We start from the raw sequence: 24,608 nt of genomic DNA on the forward strand, positions 1-24,608 counted from the left end.
AGCCCCCGGATGGCGGATTTGGCAGAATGGAACGCATGACCGACGACCTCATCTCCACCTTCGACGTCCGCACGCCCACCGGCACGGACGATCCGCTGAGCTCGTCCGAGATCGAGAAGTACCGCGAGGAAATCAACCGTCTGGACGCGCTCATCATCGACGCCATCCGGCGGCGCACCGAGGTGAGCAAGGCCGTGGGCAAGACCCGCATGGGCTCCGGCGGCACGCGTCTGGTGCACACCCGCGAGGTGCAGATCATCAACGAATTCCGCGACGCCCTCGGCCCCGAGGGCCCGGCGATCGCCACCGCCCTGCTGCGGATGGGCCGCGGTCGCCTGGGCTGACCCGGCCCGCCTTCCGCCCCGGGTAGTTAGCCTGGGGAACATGAGCAGCTCTCGCACGGACCGCGCCACCGTCGCCGCATGGGCGTCGTGGGACTGGGGTTCCGCCGCGTTCAACGCGGTGATGGTCACGTTCATCTATTCCGTCTACCTCACCGAGTCGGTGGGGGCGGACATCGGCGGTTCGATCCCGGCGTCGTCCTGGTACGGCTGGGCGATGGCCGCCGCGGGCTTCGTCATCGCCGCCGTCGCGCCCGTCCAGGGCCGTCGGGCGGATGCGCGGGGCCGGCGCCGGCGGTCGATGACCATGTGGACGCTGGTGGTCGTCGCGCTGATGGCCTCGCTGTTCTTCGTCGAAAACGAGCCGGCGTTCTTCTTCCCGGGCATCGTCGTCATGGCGATCGCCTCGGTGGCGTTCGAGTTCGCGGAGGTTTCCTACTTCGCCATGCTGCGGCAGGTCTCCACGCCGGACACCGTGGGCCGGGTGTCGGGCATCGGCTGGTCGGCGGGGTATTTCGGCGGGATTTTCCTGCTGTTGATCTGCTACGTCGGCTTCATCGCGGGCGACGGCGGCGCGTTCGGCTTGCCGACGGACGACGGAATGAACGTCCGGGTGGTGGCGCTCGTCGCGGCCGCGTGGTTCCTGGTCTTCGCGCTGCCGACGTTCTTCCGCGTGCCGGAGATCGAGCCGGATGCGACGGTCGATTCCGGCTACGCGGATTCCTACCGCCGCCTCTTCGGCGAGTTGCGCCAGTTGTGGCGCGAAGATCCGCGGTCGATCAAGTTCCTCGTCGCCCAGGCGGTGTTCCGCGACGGCCTGGCCGGCGTGTTCACGTTCGGGGCGATCCTGGCGGTGACCGTCTACGGCCTGTCCCCCTCGGATGTCCTGCTCTTCGGCATCGCCGCCAACGTCGTCTCGGCGCTGGGCGCGCTGGCGGCCGGCTTCCTCGACGACTCCATCGGCCCGCGCCCGGTGATCCTGTGGTCGCTGGGCCTGATGGTGGTCACGTCGCTGGCGCTGCTCTTCGTCGACGGCCCCGGCTGGTTCTGGCCGTTGGGCCTGGTGCTGTGCCTGTTCGTCGGTCCCGCCCAGTCGGCGGCGCGGTCGTATCTCGCCCGCATCGCCCCGGAGGGACGCGAGGGCCAGATGTTCGGCCTCTACGTCACCACCGGCCGGGCGGTGAGCTGGATGGCTCCCGCCGCGTTCGCAGCGATGGTCGCCGTCTTCGGCACCGACCGCGCGGGCATCGGCGGCATCGCCCTGGTGCTGGTGGTCGGCATGGTCCTCTTCGCGCTGGTGCCGAAGACTCCGGCCGCCCCGGCCCCTACCCCTCGAGCGAAATGAGCTTGTCCTCGAGGAATTCGTCGATGCCGGTGAAGCCGCCTTCGCGGCCGAGGCCCGACTGCTTCACGCCGCCGAAGGGCGCCGAGGCGTCCGACAGCCCGCCCTTGTTCACGGCGACCATGCCGGATTCGATGGCTTCGGCCGCGCCCAACGCGCGGGTGAGGTTTTCGCTGAACACGTAGGCCGCCAGGCCGAAGATCGTGTCATTCGCGCGTTCGATGGCCTCCTCGTCGCTGCCGACCTCGGTGACCGCGACGACGGGGCCGAAGATCTCCTCGGTCACGATGTCGGCGTCGAGGGGGAATCCGGTGAGCACCGTGGGGTCGTAGAAGTAGCCGTCCGACAGTTCGTCGGAAAGCACGGGAATCGTGCCGCCGCAGCGCACCGTCGCGCCGCGTTCGATGGCGTCGTCCACGAGCTTTGCGACGGTCCGCTGCTGGTCACGCATGGCCAACGGGCCGAGTTCGGTCGACTCGTCGGTGCCGCGGCCGACGGTCAGTTCGCGGAACATCGCGACGACGCCCTCGGTGAACTCCCCCGCCAGCGACTCGTGGACGATGAACCGGTTCGGCGCGATGCACACCTGCCCGCCGTTGCGCAGCTTCGCCGCCTTCACGGCCTTGACCGCCTTGTCCACGTCGCCGTCGGAAAGCACCACGAACGGGGCATTGCCGCCGAGCTCCAGCGACACCTTCATGGAGGTCTCCATCGCCTTCGCCGCCAGCATCTGACCGACCTCGGTGGAGCCGGTGAAGGTGAACTTGCGCAGGCGATCGTCGTCGAGCAGGGCCGAGACGTTCTTCGCCGAGCCGGTCGGCAGCACCTGGACCACCCCGGCCGGAACACCGGCCTCATCCAGCAACTTCGCCAGGTACAGCATGGTCAGCGGGGTTTTCGACGCGGGCTTGGCGATGATGGTGCAGCCCGCCGCCAACGCCGGCGCGATCTTGCGGGCGCCCATCGCCAACGGGAAGTTCCACGGGGTGATCGCCAGCACCGGGCCGACCGGCTGGCGGACCGTGACGATCCGCGAACGGCCGTCCGGCGAGCGTCGGTAATCGCCGCGCAGACGCACGGCCTCCTCCGAGAACCAGCGGAAGAACTCGGCGGCGTAGGTCACCTCGGCGCGGGAATCCGGCAGCGCCCGACCCATCTCGAGGGACTGGAGATACGTCAGCTCGTCGTCATGCTCCTTGATGAGTTCGAAGGCACGGCGCAGGATTTCACTGCGCTCGCGGGGCGCGGTCGCCGCCCACTCGGCCTGTGCGGCGCACGCCTCGTCGAGGGCCGCGCGAGCGTCGGCCTCCGTCGCGGAGGCGACCTCGACGAGCACGCGATCGGTCGCGGGATCGCGGACCTCGAACGTGCCGCCGTCGGAGGCGTCGCGGAATCCGCCGCCCAGGAAAAGCTGCGTCGGGGCACCGGAAAGAATGTCGTTCACTGAAAGTCCCATGCCGCCCATGGTGCGCCGGGGAAACGGTTTTGTCGACGATGCGGAGGCGACATGAAACGAATCGGCGACCACTGTCAATTAAACCCATGAACGGTCACGGTTCATCCCGGGAAAGCATTGACACTTCGGGGGTAACCGTTACGCTCTCGGCGAGCGCAACGCTTATGCCCCTCTTAGGCTCCTCCAAGGCACACACGGTGGCCGTACGACACCGCAGTACCACCACTCCCCGCATCCCCCACCCCACAAGGATGAGCATGCGCAAGTTCACCGCATTCGCATCGGCCGCAGCAGTGGCCGTCGCGGGCTTCGTCGTATTGCCCATGGCAATCGCGGATGAAGTCACCAACACCGCGTCCATGTCGCTGACCTGCAAGGCCACGCCAAGCACCTCCGCGGCCGGCCCGCAGGTCTTCAGCGCGGAGGACGTCTCCGTCAACGTCACCGCACCCACCGACGTCGAAATCGGCGAGGAATTCAGCACCACCTACTCCATCGACCCCGTCAGCGTCGAGGTCCCGTCGCTGCCCCTGGGCGCGCGGCTCGAATCCGCGTCGCGTCTCAAGCTCGACTTCGCGCTGCCCGAGGGCGTGACCTTCACCGGCGCCGAGATCGACGAGTCCGACGCTAACCTCAAGGGCTTCCGTGTCCTGCAGGTCAACGAATCCGGCAACGTCGACCCCAACGGTCGCATCCTCCGGTTGACCAGCGCGGACAACGCCACCATCGGCAACGGCCCGAACTCCAGCAAGAATTCGCACGGCGGCATCCGCTACGACATCACCGGCTCGCACATCGACCTGCGGTTCCCGGTGATCCAGCTGAAGCTGCGCGCCGACGCCGAGGGCGACAAGAACTTCGGCGTCCGCACCGCCGGCGCCGCCGGAAACTTCGGCGCCGACGAAAACTTCCTCACCATGAACGCGCAGACCTCGCGAATTCCCTTCGTCGGCCAGGTCTGGGCACCTACGCAGTGCTCGCCGCGCGCATCGGAGACCGCCCCCATCGACCCCCCGCGCCACCCGGCTGGCGACCGTGAAGGTCAACCCGAAGCCCGCGGCCGCGGACACCTCGCTGGAACTCGGCGAGGTCACCGAGGCGCTCGCGGGCGCCCCGGTGCCCCTGACCGCGACCGTCGCCCCGACCGACGCCGCCGGCACCGTCACGTTCTCCTCCGGCGAGCACTCCACCGGCCCCGTCGAGGTCGTCGACGGCACCGCCACCGGCGAGCTGACGTTCCCCGAAGCCGGCGACTACGAGGTCACCGCCTCGTTCACCCCCGCCAACGCCGAGGCCCACACCGCCTCGTCCGCCACCCGCACCGTCACCGTCGCCGGACGCTCCGCCAACCTCGCGGTCACGGCGGCCGAATCCGCCCCGGCCCGCGGCCACGTCGAGGCCACCGCCACCGTCGAGCCCGGCGCGACCGGCACCGTCGCCTTCCGCATCGGCGAAGGCGCCGAAGTCACCGCGGACGTCGTCGAGGGAACCGCCACCGCCTCCGTGCCCACCGGCACCGCGGTCGGCGCGCAGACCCTGACCGCCGAGTACCGCCCGACCACCGGTTCGCCCTTCGCCCCGGCGAAGACCACCACCGACGTCGAGGTCACCGCGGTCACCGACACCACCCTCGAGCTCGACGGCCTGGACAACCCGGTCCACCCGGGCGAGTCCGTCACCCTGACGGCCCGGATCACCCCGGCGGAGAACACCGACGTCGCCGCCGGCGAGGTGATCTTCACCGTCGAGGGCCGCGACGTCTCCGTCGACGTCGCCGACAACGTCGCCAGCCTCGAGGTCATCCCCGACCGCGGCGGCGAGTTCCCCGTCAAGGCGCGATTCGTGCCCGCCGACGACACCCAGACCCCGGCCGAGGCCGAGGGCACCCTGCGGGTCGTCGCCGCCGGCGACACCGTGATCACCGCGCAGGCGCCCACCGACGTCGAGCCGATGGTCGAGGCCCCCACCACCGTCACCGTCGATCCGGCCGCGGCGGGCGTCGTCACCGCCACCGTCGACGGCCGGAAGATCACCGCGGACGTCGACGCCGCCACCGGCACCGCGACTCTGCCGCTGGTCTTCCCGCGCGAGGGCGACTACACCGTCCCGGTCGAGTTCACCCCGGCCGACCCGCGCACGGCGAAGGCCGCGCGCACCAGCATCGACGTCACCGTCACCGCACCGGCCTACGACTCCGTCACCGTGGACCTCGTCGGCCCGGACACGGGCGTCATCGGCGAGCAGCAGACCTTCCGCGCCACCGTCACCCCGAATACCGGCGACAAGTCGGCCGTCTCCGGGTTCCTGACGCTGACCAACAACGGCAAGCCCGTCATGAAGGACGGCGCCGAGGTCCGCATCCCGGTCGTGCGCGGCATCGCCGATTTCGACATGGTCTGGCCCACCCCGGGCGTGAAGACCCTCGAGGGCACCTTCGTCGGCACCGAGGGCAAGGCCCTGGGCGCCGGCACCGCGACGGTGACCATCACCGACGAAAACGGAGAGATCCCGCCGACCGACGGCGGCACCGACGAGAACCCGAACACCGGCGGCGACCTGCCGTCCAACCCGGGCACCGGCTCCTCCGACATCAGGTCGTTCTTCGAGCGCCTGTGGAAGTTCATCGTCGACCTGTTCACCGGCAAGTTGACGCCGGGCACCCTGGGCTCGTCCAACGGCTCGCCGAACGGATCCTCGGACCGACCCGGCACCGACGACGTCGCGCCGGCCGAGACCGAGAATCCGACCGACGCCCCGGCCGAATCCCCGACCGAGACCACGCCCGACGCCCCCGCAGAAGGCGACGCCCAGGAAGAAGCCGAGTCCGCGGCCGCCGCGAACTGACCCGGCCCATCCCGAAACCCCGGTTCACACCCAGACCCGGTTCGCACCCAGACAAGGACATTGGACGTGAAAACCAAGACTTTCCGCTTGCCGCTGGCGGCCGCCGCGATCACGGCGCTGACCGTCGGGCTGATCACCCTGCCGGGCGGCGATGACGCCCTGGCCGCCCCCGTCACCGAAACCAAGAGCATCGCCCAGGAGTGCGTCGAGCACAGGGGCGCCTTCTCGAACGGTTCCTACCTGACCCTGTCCCCCGACAACGTCACCGTCGAGTACCCGCAGCAGGTCCACCCGGGCGAAACCTTCACGGTGAAGCTCCAGCCGGGCCAGATGGCCACCGGCGACAAGGACACCGGCCGCATGAAGTACGACGTCAAGCTGCCCGAGGGCGTCGCGATCTCCAACCTGCGCATCTCCGGCGCGGGCACCGGGTTCAACAACAATCCGGTCGTCCAGCGCGTCAACGCCTCCGGCGCCCCCGACGCCAACGGCGAGTTCGCCCGCATCTGGGACGGCGGTCACTCCGTCAACAACGGCGGCAACGAAAGCGACAGCTGGGGGCCGTTCACCTCCCGCGTCGGCCTGCAGGTCGACCGACACAAGCAGTGGCGTTTCCCGCAGATCGCCTTCGACGTCACCGCGCCGGACACCGCCGGCGCGACCATCGTCACCGGCCTGCGCGGCGCCGGCACCGGCGCGGGTCCGGCCAGCCGCGACAACCGCGACAACACCATGTCGATGCTTGCCCGCGCCAACGTCGCCGACGCCGTGTACTGCTCGGCGGCCGCCGCCGGCCGCACCCTGACCTCCACGCAGGTCGTCGCCCGCGGCACCGAGACGAACTTCGCCGAAACCTCCACCGACCTCGAGGTGGTCACCGGCTCCGGCCCGACCACCCTGACCGCCAACGTCACCCACGTCGACGGCACCCCGGTCACCGAAGGCGAGGTCGAGTTCGACTTCGGCGACGGCTCCCCGCGCGCCACCGTCGCCGTCGTCGACGGCACGGCCACCACCACGCACACCTACCCGGAGCTCGACGACCGCAACCCGGTGCCGTACCGGGCCACCGCCCGCTACCTGGGCGTCCAGGGCCGGACGAACCCGTCGGAGGACACCACCTCCGTCACGGTCACCCCGACGCCGCGCGAACAGGTCCAGGCGACCGTGTCCCTGTCCGGCACGGTCAAGGTCGACGACGCCGCCGATGGCCGGGTCCCGGTCGAGCTGCGTGCCTCCGTCGGCGCCGAGGACGGCAAGACCCTGCCCGAGGGCGTCGAGGTCGTCTTCCACCAGGGTGACGCCGAAGTCGGCCGCGCAACCGTCGTCGACGGCGTCGCCGCGACCACCGTCTCCGTCCCCGACGAGAAGGCCACCCTGACCTTCCGCGCCGTGGTCTCCGACATGGAGACCGACACGCAGGAACTGACCGGCGCCGAAGCGACCACCGACGTCGACGTCGCCCCGGTGTCCCGCACCTCCATCGCCGTCGAGCTGGAAGACGACGGCGTCCTCGTCGGCCGCCAGACCACCATCACCGCGAAGTACTCCGCCACCCCGTCCATCCCCGAGGGCACCGAAGTCATCTTCCGCGCCGATGGAATCCGCATCGGCACCGCCACAGTCGGCGCCGACGGCGTCGCCACCATCGAGCACTCCTTCGACGCCGCCGGCCCGAAGCACATCACCGCGCTCGTCGAAAAGCGCGAAGTCGACGGACGCGTCTACCCGCGCGCCGAATCCGAGGCCGCCGTGCTCACCGTCGCCGCCCCCGCCGGTCAGGACACCACCACCGACCTGACCTACACCCGTCCCGACGTCGACGTGGAGACCGAGGTCCTCACCGGCGACCTCATCCGCTTCATCGCCACCGTCGACGCCGGCGACTCCGCCATCGAGGAAGGCGCCACCGTGTCCTTCTTCGACGGCGACACCTTCCTGGGCACCGCCCCGGTCGACCCCGCCACCGGCCAAGCCGTCCTCGACCACCGCTTCGCCGAGCGCGGCGAGCACCAGATCCGCGCCGTGTTCAACGGCCAGGAGAAGAAGGACGGGGAGGGCGTCATCACCGAGGTGCTCGAACCGTCCGAGTCCGACCCGGTCACCCTCGACGTCCGCGAGCATGACGTGGTCATCGAAGAGCCGGCCGACAACCCGGGCGACGAGCCCGGCGACAACCCCGGCGACGAGCCGGGCGACAACCCGTCCCCGAACCCGGGCGACGGCTCCGGCTCCTGGGGCTCCTCCGGCTCCAGCTCCGGCGGCTTCCTCGCCTCGGTCATCGGTTTCCTGGGCAGCCTCGGGATCATCGGCACGTTCCTGATGTCGATCTTCGGTCTGCACGCCATCTAGCACCCCGCAGCGCAACCCCGCAGCACCCGACGCGCCCCGCCTCACCATGAGGCGGGGCGCTCGTCGTCACGCGACGACCCCCGGGTGAGCGTTCCTCACCCCGCACGCCGCACCAACCGCAACTAGGCTGGTGGCGGTCCGATTGCCACATCGAAGGAGCTGGAGAAACCCATGACGGACATCACCACCACCCCCCAGTGGGAGGCGCTCGAGGCACAGCAGAACCGCATCATCGAGCGGGATCTGCGCGGAATGTTCGCAGAGGATCCGGACCGGGCGCAGAAGCTGACCTTCGATGCCGCGGGGCTGCTCGTCGACCTGTCCAAGAACTTCATCGACGACGAAGCCCTGGCCGCCCTCGTCGACGTCGCCCGCGCCGCCGACGTGGAGGGCGCCCGCACCCGGATGTTCGCCGGCGAGCACATCAACAACACCGAGGACCGCGCGGTGCTGCACACCGCCCTGCGCCTGCCCGTCGACGAAGACCTGGAAGTCGACGGCCAGGACGTCGCCGCCGACGTGCACGACGTGCTGGGCCGGATGCGCGACTTCACCCGCGCCCTGCGCTCCGGCGACTGGCTCGGCCACACCGGCCGCACCATCAAGACCGTGGTCAACATCGGCATCGGCGGCTCCGACCTGGGCCCGGCGATGGTGACCAAGGCGCTGCGCACCTACGCCACCGCCGGCATCGACGCCCGTTTCGTCTCCAACGTCGACCCGTCCGACCTGCAGGCGGTGCTCGACGAGCTCGACCCGGAGTCGACCCTGTTCATCGTCGCCTCGAAGACGTTCACCACCCAGGAGACCCTGGCCAACGCGCACGCCGCCCGCCGCTGGCTCATCGAGAAGCTGGGCGACGAGGCCGCGGTGGCCAAGCACTTCGTCGCGGTGTCCACCAACGCCGAGAAGGTCGCCGAGTTCGGCATCGACACTGACAACATGTTCGGCTTCTGGGACTGGGTCGGCGGCCGCTACTCCGTCGATTCGGCCATCGGCCTGTCCATCATGGCCGTCGTCGGCCCCATGGACTTCATGCGCTTCCTCGAGGGCTTCCGCCTCATGGACGAACACTTCCTCGACACCCCGCTGGAGCGCAACGTGCCGGTCCTCATGGGCCTGCTGGACCTCTGGTACGGCGAGTTCCTGGGCGCCGACTCCCACGTGGTGCTGCCCTACTCGGAGGACCTGTCGCGGTTCCCGGCGTACCTGCAGCAGTTGACCATGGAGTCCAACGGCAAGTCGGTGCGCCGCCACGGCGAGTGGGTCAACTGCGAGACCGGAACGATCTACTGGGGTGAGCCGGGCACCAACGGCCAGCACGCCTTCTACCAGCTGCTGCACCAGGGAACTCGCCTGGTGCCGGCGGACTTCATCGGTTTCGCCCGCCCCCGCCAGGATCTGCCGACGGCCGACGGCACGGGTTCGATGCACGATCTGCTGATGTCGAACTTCTTCGCCCAGTCGAAGGTGCTGGCGTTCGGCAAGGACGAGGAGGAGCTGGCCGCCGAGGGCGTGCCCGAGGAGCTCATCCCCCACAAGGTCATGCCGGGCAACCGTCCGTCGACGACGATCCTGGCCGAGGAGCTCACGCCGGCCGCGGTCGGCGCGCTGATCGCCCTCTACGAGCACATCACTTTCGTGCAGGGCGTCATCTGGGACATCAATTCCTTCGACCAGTGGGGCGTCGAGCTGGGCAAGAAGCAGGCCGGCGACCTGCTGCCGGCCGTGACGGGCGAGGCGGAGCCGGATTCGGGCGACGCCTCCACCGACGCGCTGCTGGCCTGGTACCGCGCGCACAAGTAGGGCTTTACTGCTTGACGACGCCCGCCCCCCCGGGTGTGGGGGCGGGCGTTTTCGCGTGCACCCGATGCCGGGTTCGGCGTGGTTTAGACCGGGCAGACGACCTCGACGCGGACTTCGTCGGTGCGGTCCTCGTCGTCGTACTTGCCGGTGCCGGTGATGGTCCAGGTGTCGCCGTCGCGGTTGACCACGGCGTTGTCGGCGTTGTCGTCGTCGATTTCGATGTCGATGTTCGCCGAGTCGATGTCCAGGGAGTCCAGGACGGGGGTGCCGTTCGGGTCCTTGATGTCGATGTCGACGTGGCCGGCACCGTCATCGTCGCCGCCGATCTCGATGTCGAGCTCGTCGCCGTCGAGGGTGCAGCGCACCGGCGTGAAGTCACCGTCGACGTCGGCGCCGGCGACCTGGACGACGGCGGCGCTCTGGCCGATCGGGGCTTCGGTGGTCGTGGTGGTGGCGTTGCCGTCGGTGGTGGTCGTGGCGCCGGTGTCGTCGCCCGACACGGCTTCGGAGAGCTTGGTGGCCTCCGGGGCGTCGGTGACGACGGTGGCGTCGTCGTCGGAGCAGGCGGCCAGGGCCAGGGTCAGGGCCGGGATGGCCAGCAGGGCGGCGGTGCGGTTGCGCAGCTTCATGGTCGTACCTCGCGGTTCTTCGTCGTCGTTCTTCGTCGGCGGTGGTTTCGTTCGTCGTCGACTATCGATGTGGGACCGGTCGGGCGGACGCCCTCGTCGAAAAGCCTTCGTGCGGAACACGTTTCACTCCGCGAACAACCCCAGGGTAACGGCCGTTAACCCCATCGGGCAATGGCGAACCCCGGCGCCACCCCCGCCGCACGCGCCGGATCAGAACGGGGAGAAACCGTCGCGGGCGCGATCGGCGTCGACGATCTCCTTGCCGAAGGGGAAGCAGGTGACGGGGATCATCTTCACGTTCGCGATCGCCAGCGGAAGGCCGACGATGGTCACCGCCTGCGCCGCGGCCGTGGTGATGTGCCCGATGGCCAACCACATGCCCGCCACGACGAACCACACGACGTTCATGACCGCGCTCAGCCCCGCCGAGCCGCCCCGCTTGTCCACCACGACGCGACCGAAGGGCCACAACGCGTACGAGGCCATGCGGAACGACGCCACGCCCGCCGGAATGGTGACGATGAAGATGCACGCCACGATGCCCGCCACGACGTAGCCGAGGGCCAACCAGATGCCGCCGAAGAGGAGCCAGATCAGGTTCAACACGAGTTTCATGCCACCGAGGATATTCGCGCGGACCACGCCGGGCGCGGTGGTCGAGCACGCCCTATGATCGGAGACATGTCTGCCTACGTCGACGACGACATCCTGACCCTCCGACTGGCCCTGGGCACGGGCGAAATCCTCAAGGGCGTCCGCAACGTCGGACTGCTGCGCGGCCGCGTCCTCGGCGACGCCGGCGACGCCCTGTCGCAGGAATGGATCGCCCGCGTTCTCCAGCAGCACCGCCCCGACGACGCCGTCCTGTCCGAAGAGGCCGCCGACAACCGCGATCGCCTCGACAACTCCCGCGTCTGGATCATCGACCCGCTCGACGGCACCCGCGAGTTCGCCGGCGGCCGCCAGGACTGGGCCGTGCACATCGCGCTGATCGAAGACGGCAAGCCCGTCCACGCGGCCGTCGGCCTGCCGGACCTCGGCCAGGTCTTCCACACCGGCGAGGCCAAGGCCGTCACCGGCCCGATGTCCGGCAAGATCGTGGTCTCCCGCACCCGCCCGCCGGCCGTCGCCGCGTTCGTCGCCGACAAGCTCGACCGCGAGCTGGTCCACATGGGGTCCGCCGGCGCCAAGGCCATGCACGTGCTGCTCGGCGACGTCGACGCCTACATCCACGCCGGCGGCCAGTACGAGTGGGACTCCGCCGCCCCGGTCGGCGTGTGCAAGTCCGCCGGTCTGCACGTGTCCCGCCTCGACGGCTCGGAGCCGGTGTACAACCAGGTCGACACCTTCATGCCGGACATGCTTTTCTGCCGCCCGGAAATCGCCGACGACATCCTCGCCGCCGTCGCCGAGTACAAGAAGGAGCACGGCGACTTCTAGCCGCCCTCCTACCGCCCCGCTGACCCGCTTTCGGCGGGCCGGTACCCTTGGCCGCATGAGCGCGATCACGCCCCCGTCCGAGCCCGCCGTGAAGACCCCGTACGAGGATCTCCTCCGCGAGATCCTCGCCGACGGCACCCCGAAGGCCGACCGCACGGGCACCGGCACGCGGTCCCTGTTCGCCCGGCAGATCCGCTACGACCTGTCCGAGGGCTTCCCCCTGCTGACGACGAAGAAGGTCCACCTCAAGTCGATCATCTACGAGCTGCTGTGGTTCCTGCGGGGCGATTCCAACGTCAAGTGGCTGCAGGATCGCGGCGTAACCATCTGGGATGAGTGGGCCGGCGACGACGGCGACCTGGGCCCCGTGTATGGCGTGCAGTGGCGGTCGTGGCCGACGCCGGACGGCCGGCACGTCGACCAGATTTCCCGCGCGCTGGAGACGCTGAAGAACGACCCGGATTCCCGCCGCAACATCGTGTCGGCGTGGAACGTCGGCGAGCTGGAGAACATGGCGCTGCCGCCGTGCCACCTGCTGTTCCAGTTCTACGTCGCCGACGGCAAGTTGAGCTGCCAGCTGTACCAGCGCAGCGCGGACATGTTCCTGGGCGTGCCGTTCAACATCGCGTCCTACGCGCTGCTGACGCACATGTTCGCCCAGCAGGCGGGCCTGGAGGTCGGCGAGTTCATCTGGACCGGCGGCGATTGCCACATCTACGACAACCACGTCGAGCAGTGCGAGCTGCAGGTGTCCCGCGACGCGCGCCCCTATCCGACCCTGAAGCTGCGCAAGGCGGAGTCGCTGTTCGACTACGACTTCGACGACGTCGAGGTGGTCGGCTACGACCCGCATCCGCCGATCCGGGGCAAGGTGTCGGTCTGATGTCCGGGTTCGGCACGGAGCGGGATTCGCTTGACGACGGCCGGCGTCCCGGCCGCCCGGCGTCCATCCGCATGATGTGGGCGCAGACCTCCGACGGCGTGATCGGCGACGGGGCGACGATGCCGTGGCACATCCCGGAGGATCTGGCGCATTTCAAGGCCACGACGATGGGCGCGCCGGTGATCATGGGCCGCCGCACGTGGGATTCGCTGCCGGAGCGGTTCCGTCCGCTGCCGGGCCGCCGCAACGTGGTGCTGTCGCGGTCGCTGACGCCGGAGGACGTCCCCGGCGCGGAGTTGGCCCACTCGCTCGACGCCGCCCTGGATCTGCTCGGCGACGTGCCCGTGGCGTGGATCATCGGCGGCGGCCGCGTCTACCGCGACGCCCTGCGCCTCGCCGACGAGTGCGAGGTCACCGAGGTCGACGGCGTCTACGAGATCGACACCCCGGTGCGGGCACCCGAGCTGCTCGGGTGGACGCCGGTGCGAAAAGGCGAATGGACCGTGTCGTCGAGCGGCCCGCGTTTTCGCTTCACCACGTGGCGGCCACGTTCCGACGACGATTTCTGAGCGGCCTCCGAGTAGCGCGGGCACCGCGTCGCCAAGGAGACACACGACACCGCGGGCCCGCGCGGACAGTGATGTTCGCCACCTCACGCCACCGAACGGAACAATCGCCACCGCGGCCGGCGTTGACATGAACATGAGCAACGAAAAGACGCCCCTGCCGAAGACCACCGAAGCCGTGACCATCTACGCCACCAGCTGGTGCCCGTTTTGTCAGGCGCTGATCGTCGGCCTGAAGGAGCGCGGCGTGCCGTTCGAGGCGTGGGACGTGGAGAAGCACGAGGATTTGTCGTCGTGGGTCGAGTCGGTCAACGACGGCAACCGCGTCGTGCCCACCGTGCTGTACTCCGACGGCACTCACGCCACCAACCCGGACGTCTCCGCCGTGGAGGCCAAGTACGCCGAGCTGACGGCGAAGTAGGTTCACTCCCCCCGGCACCTTTCGAGGCGGCGGCAACCACGTCGAGGTCCCCGCAACGACATCGAGGCGTGCGGCGACCACAATGAACGAAGCCGCCCGGTTCAACCGGGCGGCTTTCGTCGTTTCCCCACGGGGCCCGTACGCGGGCCGAAGGCGCGAGGTCCTAGTCCAGGTCGTCGTGCGCCATCAGCTGGCGCGCGGCCTCGGTGATGGAGCCCGACAGCGACGGGTACACCGAGAAGGAGCTGGCCAGGTCGGCGACGGTGAGCTGGTTGGACACGCACACCGCGATGGGCAGGATGAGCTCCGAGGCCGTCGGCGCGACGACGACGCCGCCGATGATCATGCCGGAGTTCTTGCGGCAGAACAGCTTGACGAAGCCGCGGCGCAGCGAGCGCATCTTCGCGCGCGGGTTGCCGGCCAGCGGGAACACCTCGACACGGGCGGAGACCTCGCCCGACTCGATCTGCGCCTGGGAAACGCCGACGGTGGCGATTTCCGGGCGGGTGAACACGGCCGAAGCCACGGTGCGCAGGCGGATCGGCGACACCCCCTCGCCCAACGCGTGGTACATGGCGATGCGGCCCTGCATGGCCGCAACCGACGCCAGCGGGAACAGGTCGGTGCAGTCGCCGGCGGCGTAGATGCCCGGCACGGAGGTGCGGGAGACCCGGTCGACCTTGATGTGGCCCGACTGGGTCATGTCCACGCCCACGGCCTCCAAGCCCAGGTCGGAGGTGTTCGGAATGGAACCGACGGTGATCAGGGCGTGGGATCCGATGACCTCCCGGCCGTCGGAGGTGACCACGCGGACGCCCCCGTCGTCGGTGCGCTCGACCAGGTCGCAGCGCGCGTTCTTCACCACGTCGACGCCACGCTCGAGCAGCACTTCCTCCAACGCGTCGGCCGCGTCGGCGTCCTCGTGCGGCAGGATCCGGTCGCGGGAGGCCACCATGGTCACCTTCACGCCGAGCTCGGTGAATGCGGACACGAACTCCGCGCCGGTGACGCCGGAACCGACCACGACGAGATGCTCCGGCATCTCCTCGAGGTCGTAGACCTGGCGCCACGTCAAAATCCGCTCGCCGTCCGGCAGCGCGCCCGGCAGGATGCGCGGGGAAGCGCCGGTGGCCACGAGCACCAGGTCACACTCGATGGTCTCCTCGCCACCCTCGAGCAGCTCGACGGTGACGTAGTGGGTGATGCGGCCCGGCTCATAGTCGTCCAGGCGACCGCGGCCCTGCAGCATGCGGATGCCCTCGCGCTCCATCTGCGCGCGGACGTCCTCCGACTGCGACTCCGCCAGGTGACGCACGCGGTCGTTGACGGCGGTGAAATCGATCTTGCGGGACGAGAAATCGGGGCGCAGACCCATGTCGTCGGCGCGGCGCATGTCGGTGCGCACGCCGGTGGCGGCGATGAACGCCTTGGAGGGGACGCAGTCGTACAGGACGGAGGAACCGCCCATTCCGGCGTCTTCCACCACGGTGACCTCGGCACCGTACTTGGCGCCGACGAGCGCGGCCTCATAGCCGGCGGGGCCACCGCCGATGATCACGATCCTCTTGGTCACGGGTCCTCCAAAATTGCGTTGCAGTGCCCGCACCAGTGTAGTGGAGGCGCGGGATTTCGCCGGTCGGGCATTCCCCGCCGGCACGGTGCGACGGCCGATGCACCGCCACCCGGTCACCTGATGCCGGCGGTGCGGTCGGAGTCGACGTCTTCGTAGCGGGCGACGATGCCGCCGAAGAGCCGGACGCCGACGCCGAGGCAGCGCTCGTCGACGATGAGGTCGTCGCGGTGCAGATCGTGCTTCTCGCCGCGCCCCGACCAACACCCCAGTCGGGCCATGGCGCCGGGCACGTGCTCGAGGTACCAGCCGAAATCCTCGCCGCCCGAAGACTGCGGCGCCTCGATGACCGCGTTCTCGTCGACGCGCCGGACCGTTTCGGCGACCAGGGCGGTGCAGTAGTCGTCGTTAAGCACCGGAGGCACGCCGCGCTCGTAGTCGAGGCGATGGGTGACGCCGGTGGGGGCGAGTACCTCGGCGATGAGTTCGCGCAACAGCGGGTCGATGGCGCGCCACGTCTTGATGTCGGCGGTGCGGATCGTGCCCTGCAGCCGACCTTCCGCGGGGATGGCGTTGGCCGCGTAGCCGGCGTTGACGGAACCGAAGACCAGGACGGTGCCGGTGCGCGGATCGACGCGTCGGCTGAGCAAGCCGGGCAAATCGGTGATCAGCTTGCCCAGCGCGTAGACCACGTCGGCGGTCAGATGCGGGCGGGACGTGTGGCCGCCCGGACCCTCGACGCGAATGTCGAGGGTGTCCGACGCCGACGTGATCGCCCCGACGCGCACGCCGACCTGCCCGACCCGCAGCTTCGGCTCGCAGTGGACGGCGAAGATGCGCTCGACGCCGTCGAGGGCGCCGAATTCGATGACGTCGGGGGCGCCGCCGACCATGACCTCTTCGGCGGGCTGGAAGATGAAGCGCAGCGGCACCGGCAGCGGGTGCTCGCGCTGGTATTCGGCCATGGCGATGGCCGTGGCCAGGGTGATCACGGTGTGGAAGTCATGGCCGCAGGCGTGCATGACGCCTTCGTTGACGCTGGCGTACGACAGACCGGTTGCCTCCGTGATGGGCAGGGCGTCCATGTCGCCGCGGAAGGCCAGTCGACCGATGCGCTCCCCGGCGGCGCCGGAATGGTCGTCGGCGTCGCCGATGTCGACCATGAGGCCGGTGTTGGGGAACATCACCGGTTCCAGCCCCGCGGCCCGCAGCTTGTCGGCGACGAACTTGGTGGTGCCGTGCTCCATGTGGGACAGCTCGGGGTGGGCATGCAAGTGCCGGCGCCAGGCGAGCACCTGGCCTTCGTTGCGCGTCCACCATTCCCGAATGAAGTCCTCGATCACGATTTACGAGTGTAGGCGCACCCGGTTTCCGGCTTTGCGGGGTGGGTCCGCCCGGGTGGGACGCGGCCCGCGGACCTTCGTCGCCGTCACCGTGCCCGCGGTGGCGTTGGCGCTGCTCGCGAGGTTGGCCGCGTGACGGTTCGGCTTGTGCTTGACGACGCTTGCCTCCACCTCGCCCGCCCGCGCCGCCGGGTGCGGCCCGGCGGATGGAGGCGGGGTGAGAAACCGCCGGGAGGAGTGCGCCCCGGAGGAGTGTGCCCCGGAGGAGTGCGCCCCGGTGAATGGAGGCAGGGTGAGAATTCGCCGGGAGGAGCGCGCGGAGAATGCCGCGAATCCGACAAATGCAGCCTCACGCCGAGTAAACGTCGGTAAAAGCCCAGGACGAGAAAAACCGTGGCTGCATTTGTCGACTAACCGCCATGTCCGAGGTTTTGACGCCGGACAATACGACGCCGGCCGGGCCACATGCGCCCAAACGGCAACTTCCGCCCCATCTTTCACATTCGCACCGTGATGGTGTCAGAATGAGCGCATGAGCTCCTCCGGCAAGCGCGGCACCACGACGACGAAAACCCTGGCCATCGCCATCGGCGTGACGGCTACGGCACTCATGTTCGTCGTCGCGGTCGCGCTGGGTTTGTACTTGGCCATGGGCGACGACGAGCCGGAGATGCCCACCCCGGCCCCGGCCCCGACGGAGACGTCCGACACGTCGGCCACCTCCGAGCGTCCGAAATCGTCGACGAGCCGCAGCTCCAACACCTCCACGAGCTCCAGCCCCCGCAGCTCGACCAGCACCCGCAGCTCGACCAGCGCGAGCACCTCCAGCAGCAGCTCGAGCACCTCCACCTCCAGCAGCACCCGCAGCTCCACCGGCTCGAGCACCTCCAGCTCCGAGTCGCGGACGTCGTCGACCACCTCCTCGACGACGTCCTCCTCCCCCACCTCGGAGCCGCGGCCCGATCTCGGCACCGGCCGCAGCGACGTCGACGAACGCGGCTGGATCGGCACGCGCGCCCGCTGCCACGCCGGTGACGAGGCCTTCGCCGTCCTGGCCACCGCCGACGGCACCCACGCCGCCGCGTGCCGCACCCCCGGCGGTTCGAAGTACTACCGCGGCGACGCCGGCGAAACGGGCTCGCTCGAGGCCCCGATCATCGTCGACGAGGGTGATCGCATCGTCGCCCGCAACGGCGGTTGGAAGTACCAGATGAGCCCCGACGGTCTGCTCATCACGGAAAACGACAAGGTCCGCCAAAACCAGGGCGCGACGACGTGGGGGCAGGCGTCGTAAAGCGCCCTACAAGTCGATGTTGCGCGGCCCGTACAGGCGATCGCCGGCGTCGCCGAGGCCGGGCACGATGTACTTGTCGTCGTTGAGATCGGGGTCGATGGTCGCGGTGATCAGCCGCACGGGGTAGCCGGACTTTTCCAGCACGTCGACGCCTTCCTGCGCCGACACCATGCATACGGCGGTGATGTCGTCGGCGCCGCGTTCGACGAGCAGGCGCAGCGCGTGGAGCAGGGAGCCGCCGGTGGCCAGCATCGGGTCGACGAGGAACACCGGCTGCCCGGACAGGTCGTGCGGCAGCGCCTCAAGGTAGGGCACGGGTTCGTGGGTTTCCTCGTCGCGGGCCAGACCGATGAAGCCGACCTGCGCGTCCGGGATCATCGACAGGGCCGGGTCGATCATGCCGAGGCCGGCGCGGATGACCGGCACGATGATCGGGGGTTTGCGCAGGCGGTGGCCGCGGGCGGTGGTCACGGGCGTTTCCACGTCGAATTCCTCGACGTCGAGGTCGCGGCTGGCCTCGTAGATGAGCATCGCGCCGAGGTCGGCGAGGGCGGCCCGGAATCCGGAGTTGTCGGTGCGGGCGTCGCGCATGATGGTGAGGCGCGACGCGGCGAGCGGGTGGTCGACGACGGTGATGTCCATGCCTCCAAAAATACAACGGTGGGGGCGGCGGGCAGGGGGCGGCGGAAATTTCGATGGAACCGTTCGGCGTCGGGGCGCGTCTAAAGGGCTGACACGCATCCACGATCCGAGGAGCATCATGCCGAGTTCGTCATCCGTTTTTTCTTCCCCGATGTCCCAGCTTTCCGTCGTCCCCGACGTTCTTGCCGAGTCCGCGCGGCGGTTGCGCGGGTTGGTTCCCGCATCCGCGCCGCAGGTGGGCGGGGTGTCCCTGCTTGACGACGCCGACGGGGCCGCGATCGCCCCGGATTCGGGCGTCGTGCGGTTTTTCACCGCCCTGGACGCCGCCGCGCGGGCGCAGGAGGGGCGTGTCGCGGCGCTGGGCCGCTACGCCGACGGGGCGGCCGGGGCGTTGGATTGGGTGGCCGGGGAGGTGGGCGATGCCGAGGCATCGTCGTCGGCCCGGTTCGGTCGCGACGGTGAGGTGATGGCGTGATCCCGCCGACGTTCTCCGCCCTGGCACCGTCTGCCCTGGCGTCGCCCATGCAGGATGTTCCCCGGCTGCTGATGTCGGCCGTGCCCGTCGTCTCCGATCTCGCCGCGGCGGTTCCCGCGGCCGCGCCCCATCTCGTCGATGACTGGTGGACGGTCGCCGACGCCGTCGCCGGGCAGTGGGCCGGCGAGGGCGGCGAGGCCGCTGCGGCCAGCCTGCGCAGGGCCGCCGCGGGTGCCGGGACGCTCGACGGGCACGCCACGGGCATCGACGCCGCCGCAGCCGAGGGCCTGGGGCTCATCGCGGCCGCCGCGTTGGACCTGGCGGTGATCGCCTCCGAGTTCCTGCTCGAATGCGCCGGGTCCGCGGCGGCTGCGGCGGGCGCCGGGCCGGCCGCTCCCCTGGCGTCGATGGCCGGAATGCAGGGCAACGCCATCGAGGCGTTGATGCGGGCGGGCGACCGCCTGACGCGGCTGGACGGCGAACTCGCCGACCCGACCGCCACGTTGGAATCCATCGCGGCGTCCGACGTCGACATTCCCGACGCCCCGACGGTGCCCGCCGCCGCGATGGTGCCGGCATCCGCGACGGACACCGCAGCGGGGGCCGGATCGAGTGCCGTGTCTGGGGCCGTACCGGGGGCCGGCGATGGTGCGCCGACTCCCCAGGCGAAGGCCGCGGTGGAGCACGCCCTGTCCGCGGTGGGCACCCCGTACCAATGGGGCGGCAACACCCCGGGCGTCGGACTCGACTGCTCCGGACTGACCAAGTGGGCGTACGGGCAAGCCGGGGTCGACATTCCCCGCACCGCCGCCGAGCAGACCGTCGGACGGCCGGTCGATGCCTCGGAGCTGCTGCCCGGCGACCTGGTCGTCTGGGACGGACACGTGGCCATGGTGGTCGGCGACGGGAAGATGGTGGAAGCCGGCGATCCCGTGCAGGTCAACCCGATCCGAACGACCAACATGGATATGGGATTCAAGGGTTTCTGGCGACCCACCGGCTGATCCACCGTGCCGTGACATGTCGAGGCACCCCGCCGGGTATCCTTCCGGGTGCACCGATCACCGATGACACGACGTTAGGACGGACCATGGCCAGGCAGGGCATCGTCGCCATTGAGCTGGAGCTGACCGAAGGCACGGCGTACACGCTGTGGGCGCCGAGCTGGCGGGAGGGCAACGCCGAATGGCAGTCCCTGCTGGGCAACGGCGACGACGCCCTGATGTTCTCGTCCCGCGCCGAGCTACTCGCGTTCCTGCGCTCCGGCGCCGACCACGACATGACGTCCCACCCGTCGTGGCGCCGCTTCGAAGGCGAGCTGCCCGCGTCGGTCATCGCCGATCCCCGCGACCGCCACGACCTCGTGGGTCTGCCGGAGGCGCTGGCGGGCAAGGCCGACTACGACCACGTCTCCACCGTCGACCGGGCGTTCACCATCACCCGCTCCATCGGCGCGATCACCGACCTCACGCCGATCAACCGCATGTTCGCGTCGAACTCGATCTTGGCGTCGACCGCCAACGGCGCCGATCACTTCCACGGCGCCGGCGCCGCGCAGTGGTCCGCCATCGGTCGCGTGATCCTGCTCAACTGGGACGGCTGCATCGACGCGCTCGACGAGCTCTTCGAAAAGGGACGGAAAGCCGCCGGCGACATCGACGTCGACGCGGTGAAAACCGCGGAAGCAGACCTGGAGGAGGCGGAGAAGACCATCGAGGCCCGCCGCGCCGAGGCGAAGGAGGCCCGCCTGAAGGAAAAGGAGGCCGCCGCCGCTGCCGCGAAGGAGGCCGACCCGTACGACTCGTCGGTGTGGGCGCAGGCGGGCATCGACCCGGTGCGCATCGCCATCGGCGGCCGCACCCTGTACACCCTGCGCTGCTACCTCAACGGCGCCCCGGTGTTCCTGGGCCGCAACGGTTCCATCAACACCTTCCCGCAACCGCGCACCCTCGTGCGCTGGCTTCTGGAAAACGACGACCACGACCTGGCCACCCTGAGCACGTGGGACGACATCATGACCGCCGCCAACGCCGGCGAACTCGACGCCGTGGTCCACCCGGACAACGAGTACTCCTTCACCGGCCTGATCGAGGACATCAAGGCGGGCCCGGCCAGCGTGGACACGGAGCAGCTCGGCCGCGCCTACGAGCTGCTCGCCGACTCCGCCGACTGGGCCGGCGACGACGCCGTCAACGAGGTCCTGGCCGGCAACCAGCAGCTGCAGTGGCTGCTCAACTACCTGCTCGACACCGGCGAACAGTCCGAGCCGGTGCCGCCGTACGACGACGAGGCCGACGGCTGGGCGCGGCTGGAGAAGGGCCTCACCGCCCGCTTCACCACCAAGCTCTGACACTCGGGCTCTGACGAACGTCGACGAGGGCCGCCACCCGGATCAACCGGATGGCGGCCCTCGTCGCACCTCCGCCGCAGAAACTGGTCTCTGCTCCGCGGGAACCTAGCCGATGGTCGGCTGCTCGTCCTCGCAGGGGTCGATCTCGCCGTCGCCGTCCTGGTCGGTGAGCTCCAGGTACGGCGGGTAAATCAGCGTGTCCAGAATCCGCTCGCGGGTCGGCAGATCCGCGAAGGCGCTCTCGATGGCGTTGCAGGTCAACTGGAACAGCTCGGTGTAGCCGTAGTCGAAGACCTCGACGAGGATCATCATCTCGCGGGTCATGGTCGTGCCGGACAGCAGGCGGCTTCCGGTGTTGACCGTGCACGTGAAGCCCAGGTCGTCGAGAAGCGGGAACGGGTGATCCGCGATCGCGTCGACGATGCCCGTCTGCACATTGGACGTCGGGCACAGCTCGAGCGGAATGCGCCGGTCGCGGATGTGCCCGGACAGGCGCTGCAGCTCGATGCCGTCCATGCTCGCGGAGAGGTCCTCGAAAACGCGGGGGCCGTGGCCGATGCGGTTGGCGCCGGCGACGACCGCGGCGCGCACGGATTCCAGGCCCGCGCCCTCGCCGGCGTGGATGGTCACCGGCGCAAGGTTGTCGCGCAGCAGGGCGAACGCCTCGGCGTGCCGGCCCGGGGAGTTGCCCTCCTCCGGGCCCGCCAGGTCGAAGGCGACGACGTAGTCGTGGTCGGTGTTGTCGGGCAGGTTGTCCACGAGCAGCTGGGCGACCTCCACCGTGCGGTCGCGGTCGCGCATGGCCGACAGGATCAGGCGCGCGGTGATGTCGTGCCCGGCTTCGCCGGCGGCCCGCTCACCCTGACTCAGGCCCTCGACGACGGCGTCGACGACCTCCTGCATGGACAGGCCCCCGTCGACGTGCAGCTCCGGGGCGATGCGCAGCTCCGCGTAGACCACTCGGTCGCCGGCGAGGTCCTCGACCGCCTCGCGGGCGACGCGGGTCAGGGACTCGGCGGTCTGCGTGACGGCGGTGGTGTGGGCGAAGGCCTCGAGGTGACCGGGCAGGCTGCCCGCGGTGCCGGCCTCCACGAACCAGCGGGCGACCTCCTCCGGATCATCCGAGGGCAGGCCGTCGTAACCCGCCTGCGCGGCGAGCTCGATGAGGGTGGAGGGGCGCATTCCGCCGGTGAGATGATCGTGGAGCACGACCTTCGGCAGATCCGCGACGACATTCGCCTCGACCTGCAGCGGATCGAGGGGCATCTCGGGGGAGTTGTGCATGACTGCTCACCGTATAAAAATTTGCGCCGCTCTTCCATTCCTGCACGGCCGCCGAAAACCTCGGCCCTTTCCGGCACGGGCCGGACGAAAACACCGGCCCCCCGTAAACCGACGGGGTTATCCGGGCAGACTAGCGTGATCGGTCGTGGACACCATGAATTCCCTCCGCGCCATGGGCCGGGTCCCGCGGGGCACGGCCCTCGCGGTCGCCGCGTCGCTGATGCTGGGATCCGCCCCCATCGCCGGGCCGCCCGCCGCGCTCGCGTCGCCGACGGCCGAGCCGATCCCGTTCGCCGCTCCGGACGCCACGTCGGACACGACCGACCCCACGACCTCCGGCGACACCGGACTGCCGGAGACCTCGGAGGAAGAGGAGTCCCCCGGCCCCGCGCCGGGGCGCCGCGACACGGGGAAGTGCCCGTACCGGACCACTCCCCCGCCGGCGGTCGATTCCTCCGAGGTTCCCGCCCCCGGCATGCCCTCCCCGGATCCCCTGCCCGTGCCGGAGACGCCGGCGGGCGGTCCGCGCATGTCCGATTGCGACGTCGTCGCCGCCCGCGGTTTCGACGTTCCCGAGGAGGTGGCGGCGTCGTCGTGGATCGTTTTCGACTCGGGCAACGGCGACGTCATCGCGGCGAAGGACCCGCATGGCCGGTACCGTCCGGCGTCCATCGCGAAGGTGCTGCTGGCGCTCGTCGTCATCGAGGAGTTGCCGTTGGATCGCACGGTCACGGCCCGCCACGAGGACGCCGCGATCGAGGGCTCGCGCGCCGGGATCCTCGAGGGGGTCGAGTACGACGTCGAAAAGCTGCTCCTGGGGCTGCTGATGAGCTCGGGCAACGACGCCGCCTCCGCGCTGTCGGGTGCGTTGGGCGGCCGCGAGGAGACGCTGCGCAAGGTCAACCGGAAGGCCCGCGAGCTTGGCGCGAGCGACACCCGCATCGCCGATTTCACGGGTCTCGACGGACCCGGCCAGGTCACCTCCGCGTTCGACATGGCGCTGTTCTACCGGGCGGCGTTCAACGACCCCACCTACGAGCGGCTCAGCGCGACGGCGTTGACCGAGATGCCGGGCGACGAGGAGGCCGGCATCGAGGGCTTCACCATGTCCAACGACAATCAGCTCATCGCCTCGGGTTTCGAGGGCGCGATGGGCGGCAAGACCGGGTTCACCGACGACGCCCGCCACACGTTCGTGGGTTTCGCCGCCCGCGACGGCCGCCGTCTGGGCACCGTCGTGTTGGACACGACGGTCGAGGAGGGGCACCGGGCCTGGCAGCAGTCCGCGGCACTGTTGGAAGCGGGCTTTGCGACGAAGCGCGGCTCGGCGATCGGCGACTTGGAAGTTCCCGCCGACGGCGACGGCGCCGATGGCCTCGGGCCGGAGGACATGGAGGACGAGGTCCTCGGCGCCCCCGACGACGATGGTGACGGCGGTCCGTCCACCGGTGACGTCGCCATCGTGGCGGGCGTCGCGGGGTTGCTGCTCATCGGCATCGGCACATGGGCGGTGCGCACCCGCCGACGCTGATCCACAGACGACGACGCCGCCCCGATTCGGGGCGGCGTC

22 protein-coding genes are annotated in these 24,608 nt (G+C 69.9%); 14 read left to right on the top strand and 8 right to left on the bottom strand.

Annotated features, from left to right (window positions below; translation table 11 throughout):
* Positions 1-35 precede the first annotated feature (35 nt).
* Together HMPREF3121_RS01655 and HMPREF3121_RS01660 are read left to right on the top strand one after the other, a co-directional pair.
* Positions 36-344, top strand: coding sequence for a chorismate mutase (locus HMPREF3121_RS01655; RefSeq protein WP_035122059.1), 309 nt, complete (start codon positions 36-38; stop codon positions 342-344).
* Positions 345-384: 40 nt separating this feature from the next.
* On the top strand, positions 385-1,686 hold the full coding sequence (locus tag HMPREF3121_RS01660) for an MFS transporter (protein ID WP_070519366.1): 1,302 nt from the start codon (positions 385-387) through the stop codon (positions 1,684-1,686).
* On the opposite strand, the gene HMPREF3121_RS01665 is transcribed toward HMPREF3121_RS01660, so the two are convergent.
* A complete protein-coding gene (locus tag HMPREF3121_RS01665) occupies positions 1,667-3,139 on the bottom strand; it encodes an NAD-dependent succinate-semialdehyde dehydrogenase (protein WP_083291158.1) in 1,473 nt (490 codons plus the stop codon). The genes HMPREF3121_RS01660 and HMPREF3121_RS01665 overlap by 20 nt on opposite strands.
* Positions 3,140-3,233: 94 nt before the next feature.
* The gene (locus tag HMPREF3121_RS12820; protein ID WP_070519368.1) at positions 3,234-3,626 is read right to left on the bottom strand and encodes a hypothetical protein; all 393 of its coding nucleotides are present in this window, start codon (positions 3,624-3,626) and stop codon (positions 3,234-3,236) included.
* Between the two features lie 548 nt (positions 3,627-4,174).
* Here HMPREF3121_RS12820 and HMPREF3121_RS01680 point away from each other — a divergent pair.
* The 3 genes from HMPREF3121_RS01680 to pgi all read left to right on the top strand — a co-directional run bounded on the left by HMPREF3121_RS01680 (position 4,175) and on the right by pgi (position 10,141).
* The gene (locus tag HMPREF3121_RS01680) at positions 4,175-5,983 is read left to right on the top strand and encodes an Ig-like domain-containing protein (protein ID WP_070519372.1); all 1,809 of its coding nucleotides are present in this window, start codon (positions 4,175-4,177) and stop codon (positions 5,981-5,983) included.
* Positions 5,984-6,049: 66 nt separating this feature from the next.
* Positions 6,050-8,335 (top strand): Ig-like domain-containing protein, encoded by a 2,286-nt coding sequence (locus HMPREF3121_RS01685; RefSeq protein WP_246816030.1) that lies wholly within the window; start codon positions 6,050-6,052, stop codon positions 8,333-8,335.
* A gap of 171 nt (positions 8,336-8,506) precedes the next feature.
* Complete coding sequence (gene pgi / locus HMPREF3121_RS01690; RefSeq protein ID WP_070519376.1) at positions 8,507-10,141, top strand: glucose-6-phosphate isomerase; 1,635 nt, start codon at positions 8,507-8,509, stop codon at positions 10,139-10,141.
* Positions 10,142-10,224: 83 nt separating this feature from the next.
* Here pgi and HMPREF3121_RS01695 read toward each other — a convergent pair whose 3' ends face one another.
* Complete coding sequence (locus tag HMPREF3121_RS01695; protein ID WP_070519377.1) at positions 10,225-10,770, bottom strand: lipoprotein LpqH; 546 nt, start codon at positions 10,768-10,770, stop codon at positions 10,225-10,227.
* Positions 10,771-10,980: 210 nt separating this feature from the next.
* A complete protein-coding gene (locus tag HMPREF3121_RS01700) occupies positions 10,981-11,385 on the bottom strand; it encodes a YccF domain-containing protein (RefSeq protein WP_070519378.1) in 405 nt (134 codons plus the stop codon).
* Positions 11,386-11,451: 66 nt separating this feature from the next.
* On the opposite strand from HMPREF3121_RS01700, the gene HMPREF3121_RS01705 reads away from it, so the two are divergent.
* The 4 genes from HMPREF3121_RS01705 to HMPREF3121_RS01720 all read left to right on the top strand — a co-directional run bounded on the left by HMPREF3121_RS01705 (position 11,452) and on the right by HMPREF3121_RS01720 (position 14,080).
* Entirely contained in the window at positions 11,452-12,210 is a 759-nt protein-coding gene (locus HMPREF3121_RS01705) for a 3'(2'),5'-bisphosphate nucleotidase CysQ (RefSeq protein ID WP_070519392.1), read from the top strand.
* 55 nt (positions 12,211-12,265) lie between these two features.
* The gene (locus HMPREF3121_RS01710) at positions 12,266-13,093 is read left to right on the top strand and encodes a thymidylate synthase (RefSeq protein ID WP_070519379.1); all 828 of its coding nucleotides are present in this window, start codon (positions 12,266-12,268) and stop codon (positions 13,091-13,093) included.
* Positions 13,093-13,662, top strand: coding sequence for a dihydrofolate reductase (locus HMPREF3121_RS01715; protein ID WP_070519380.1), 570 nt, complete (start codon positions 13,093-13,095; stop codon positions 13,660-13,662). The genes HMPREF3121_RS01710 and HMPREF3121_RS01715 overlap by 1 nt, the downstream gene beginning before the upstream one ends.
* Positions 13,663-13,795: 133 nt before the next feature.
* Entirely contained in the window at positions 13,796-14,080 is a 285-nt protein-coding gene (locus tag HMPREF3121_RS01720) for a mycoredoxin (RefSeq protein WP_070519393.1), read from the top strand.
* Between the two features lie 163 nt (positions 14,081-14,243).
* On the opposite strand, the gene HMPREF3121_RS01725 is transcribed toward HMPREF3121_RS01720, so the two are convergent.
* Positions 14,244-15,653, bottom strand: a complete 1,410-nt coding sequence (locus HMPREF3121_RS01725) for an NAD(P)H-quinone dehydrogenase (protein ID WP_070519381.1) — start codon at positions 15,651-15,653, stop codon at positions 14,244-14,246.
* Between the two features lie 113 nt (positions 15,654-15,766).
* On the bottom strand, positions 15,767-16,993 hold the full coding sequence (locus HMPREF3121_RS01730) for an amidohydrolase (RefSeq protein WP_070519382.1): 1,227 nt from the start codon (positions 16,991-16,993) through the stop codon (positions 15,767-15,769).
* A gap of 532 nt (positions 16,994-17,525) precedes the next feature.
* On the opposite strand from HMPREF3121_RS01730, the gene HMPREF3121_RS12285 reads away from it, so the two are divergent.
* Entirely contained in the window at positions 17,526-18,287 is a 762-nt protein-coding gene (locus HMPREF3121_RS12285; protein WP_141742921.1) for a hypothetical protein, read from the top strand.
* A 6-nt stretch (positions 18,288-18,293) separates the two neighbouring features.
* Here the strand turns inward: HMPREF3121_RS12285 and upp are convergent, their stop codons facing one another.
* Positions 18,294-18,929 carry a uracil phosphoribosyltransferase gene (gene upp / locus HMPREF3121_RS01740; protein WP_070519384.1) on the bottom strand — a complete coding sequence of 212 codons (636 nt, stop codon included), beginning with the start codon at positions 18,927-18,929 and terminating at the stop codon, positions 18,294-18,296.
* A 151-nt stretch (positions 18,930-19,080) separates the two neighbouring features.
* On the opposite strand from upp, the gene HMPREF3121_RS01745 reads away from it, so the two are divergent.
* The 3 genes from HMPREF3121_RS01745 to HMPREF3121_RS01755 all read left to right on the top strand — a co-directional run bounded on the left by HMPREF3121_RS01745 (position 19,081) and on the right by HMPREF3121_RS01755 (position 21,754).
* The gene (locus tag HMPREF3121_RS01745; RefSeq protein WP_070519385.1) at positions 19,081-19,404 is read left to right on the top strand and encodes a hypothetical protein; all 324 of its coding nucleotides are present in this window, start codon (positions 19,081-19,083) and stop codon (positions 19,402-19,404) included.
* Positions 19,401-20,408, top strand: coding sequence for a C40 family peptidase (locus HMPREF3121_RS01750; RefSeq protein WP_239251503.1), 1,008 nt, complete (start codon positions 19,401-19,403; stop codon positions 20,406-20,408). The genes HMPREF3121_RS01745 and HMPREF3121_RS01750 overlap by 4 nt, the downstream gene beginning before the upstream one ends.
* An 86-nt stretch (positions 20,409-20,494) precedes the next feature.
* On the top strand, positions 20,495-21,754 hold the full coding sequence (locus HMPREF3121_RS01755) for a hypothetical protein (RefSeq protein ID WP_070519386.1): 1,260 nt from the start codon (positions 20,495-20,497) through the stop codon (positions 21,752-21,754).
* Between the two features lie 105 nt (positions 21,755-21,859).
* Here the strand turns inward: HMPREF3121_RS01755 and HMPREF3121_RS01760 are convergent, their stop codons facing one another.
* A complete protein-coding gene (locus HMPREF3121_RS01760; protein ID WP_070519387.1) occupies positions 21,860-23,038 on the bottom strand; it encodes an adenosine deaminase in 1,179 nt (392 codons plus the stop codon).
* Positions 23,039-23,192: 154 nt separating this feature from the next.
* On the opposite strand from HMPREF3121_RS01760, the gene HMPREF3121_RS01765 reads away from it, so the two are divergent.
* On the top strand, positions 23,193-24,569 hold the full coding sequence (locus HMPREF3121_RS01765; protein ID WP_246816032.1) for a serine hydrolase: 1,377 nt from the start codon (positions 23,193-23,195) through the stop codon (positions 24,567-24,569).
* Positions 24,570-24,608: the final 39 nt, after the last annotated feature.

Source organism: Corynebacterium sp. HMSC11E11 (genome assembly GCF_001807025.1).
GTDB classification, from domain to species: domain Bacteria; phylum Actinomycetota; class Actinomycetes; order Mycobacteriales; family Mycobacteriaceae; genus Corynebacterium; species Corynebacterium freneyi.

Bases quoted from the DNA above. Each gene is read 5' to 3' on its own strand.
- HMPREF3121_RS01655 (WP_035122059.1), top strand. From the start codon at position 36: ATGACCGACGACCTCATCTCCACCTTCGACGTCCGCACGCCCACCGGC.
- HMPREF3121_RS01660 (WP_070519366.1), top strand. From the start codon at position 385: ATGAGCAGCTCTCGCACGGACCGCGCCACCGTCGCCGCATGGGCGTCG.
- HMPREF3121_RS01665 (WP_083291158.1), bottom strand. From the start codon at position 3,139: ATGGGACTTTCAGTGAACGACATTCTTTCCGGTGCCCCGACGCAGCTT.
- pgi (WP_070519376.1), top strand. From the start codon at position 8,507: ATGACGGACATCACCACCACCCCCCAGTGGGAGGCGCTCGAGGCACAG.
- HMPREF3121_RS01695 (WP_070519377.1), bottom strand. From the start codon at position 10,770: ATGAAGCTGCGCAACCGCACCGCCGCCCTGCTGGCCATCCCGGCCCTG.
- HMPREF3121_RS01700 (WP_070519378.1), bottom strand. From the start codon at position 11,385: ATGAAACTCGTGTTGAACCTGATCTGGCTCCTCTTCGGCGGCATCTGG.
- HMPREF3121_RS01705 (WP_070519392.1), top strand. From the start codon at position 11,452: ATGTCTGCCTACGTCGACGACGACATCCTGACCCTCCGACTGGCCCTG.
- HMPREF3121_RS01710 (WP_070519379.1), top strand. From the start codon at position 12,266: ATGAGCGCGATCACGCCCCCGTCCGAGCCCGCCGTGAAGACCCCGTAC.
- HMPREF3121_RS01715 (WP_070519380.1), top strand. From the start codon at position 13,093: ATGTCCGGGTTCGGCACGGAGCGGGATTCGCTTGACGACGGCCGGCGT.
- HMPREF3121_RS01720 (WP_070519393.1), top strand. From the start codon at position 13,796: ATGAGCAACGAAAAGACGCCCCTGCCGAAGACCACCGAAGCCGTGACC.
- HMPREF3121_RS12285 (WP_141742921.1), top strand. From the start codon at position 17,526: ATGAGCTCCTCCGGCAAGCGCGGCACCACGACGACGAAAACCCTGGCC.
- upp (WP_070519384.1), bottom strand. From the start codon at position 18,929: ATGGACATCACCGTCGTCGACCACCCGCTCGCCGCGTCGCGCCTCACC.
- HMPREF3121_RS01745 (WP_070519385.1), top strand. From the start codon at position 19,081: ATGTCCCAGCTTTCCGTCGTCCCCGACGTTCTTGCCGAGTCCGCGCGG.
- HMPREF3121_RS01755 (WP_070519386.1), top strand. From the start codon at position 20,495: ATGGCCAGGCAGGGCATCGTCGCCATTGAGCTGGAGCTGACCGAAGGC.
- HMPREF3121_RS01760 (WP_070519387.1), bottom strand. From the start codon at position 23,038: ATGCACAACTCCCCCGAGATGCCCCTCGATCCGCTGCAGGTCGAGGCG.
- HMPREF3121_RS01765 (WP_246816032.1), top strand. From the start codon at position 23,193: ATGAATTCCCTCCGCGCCATGGGCCGGGTCCCGCGGGGCACGGCCCTC.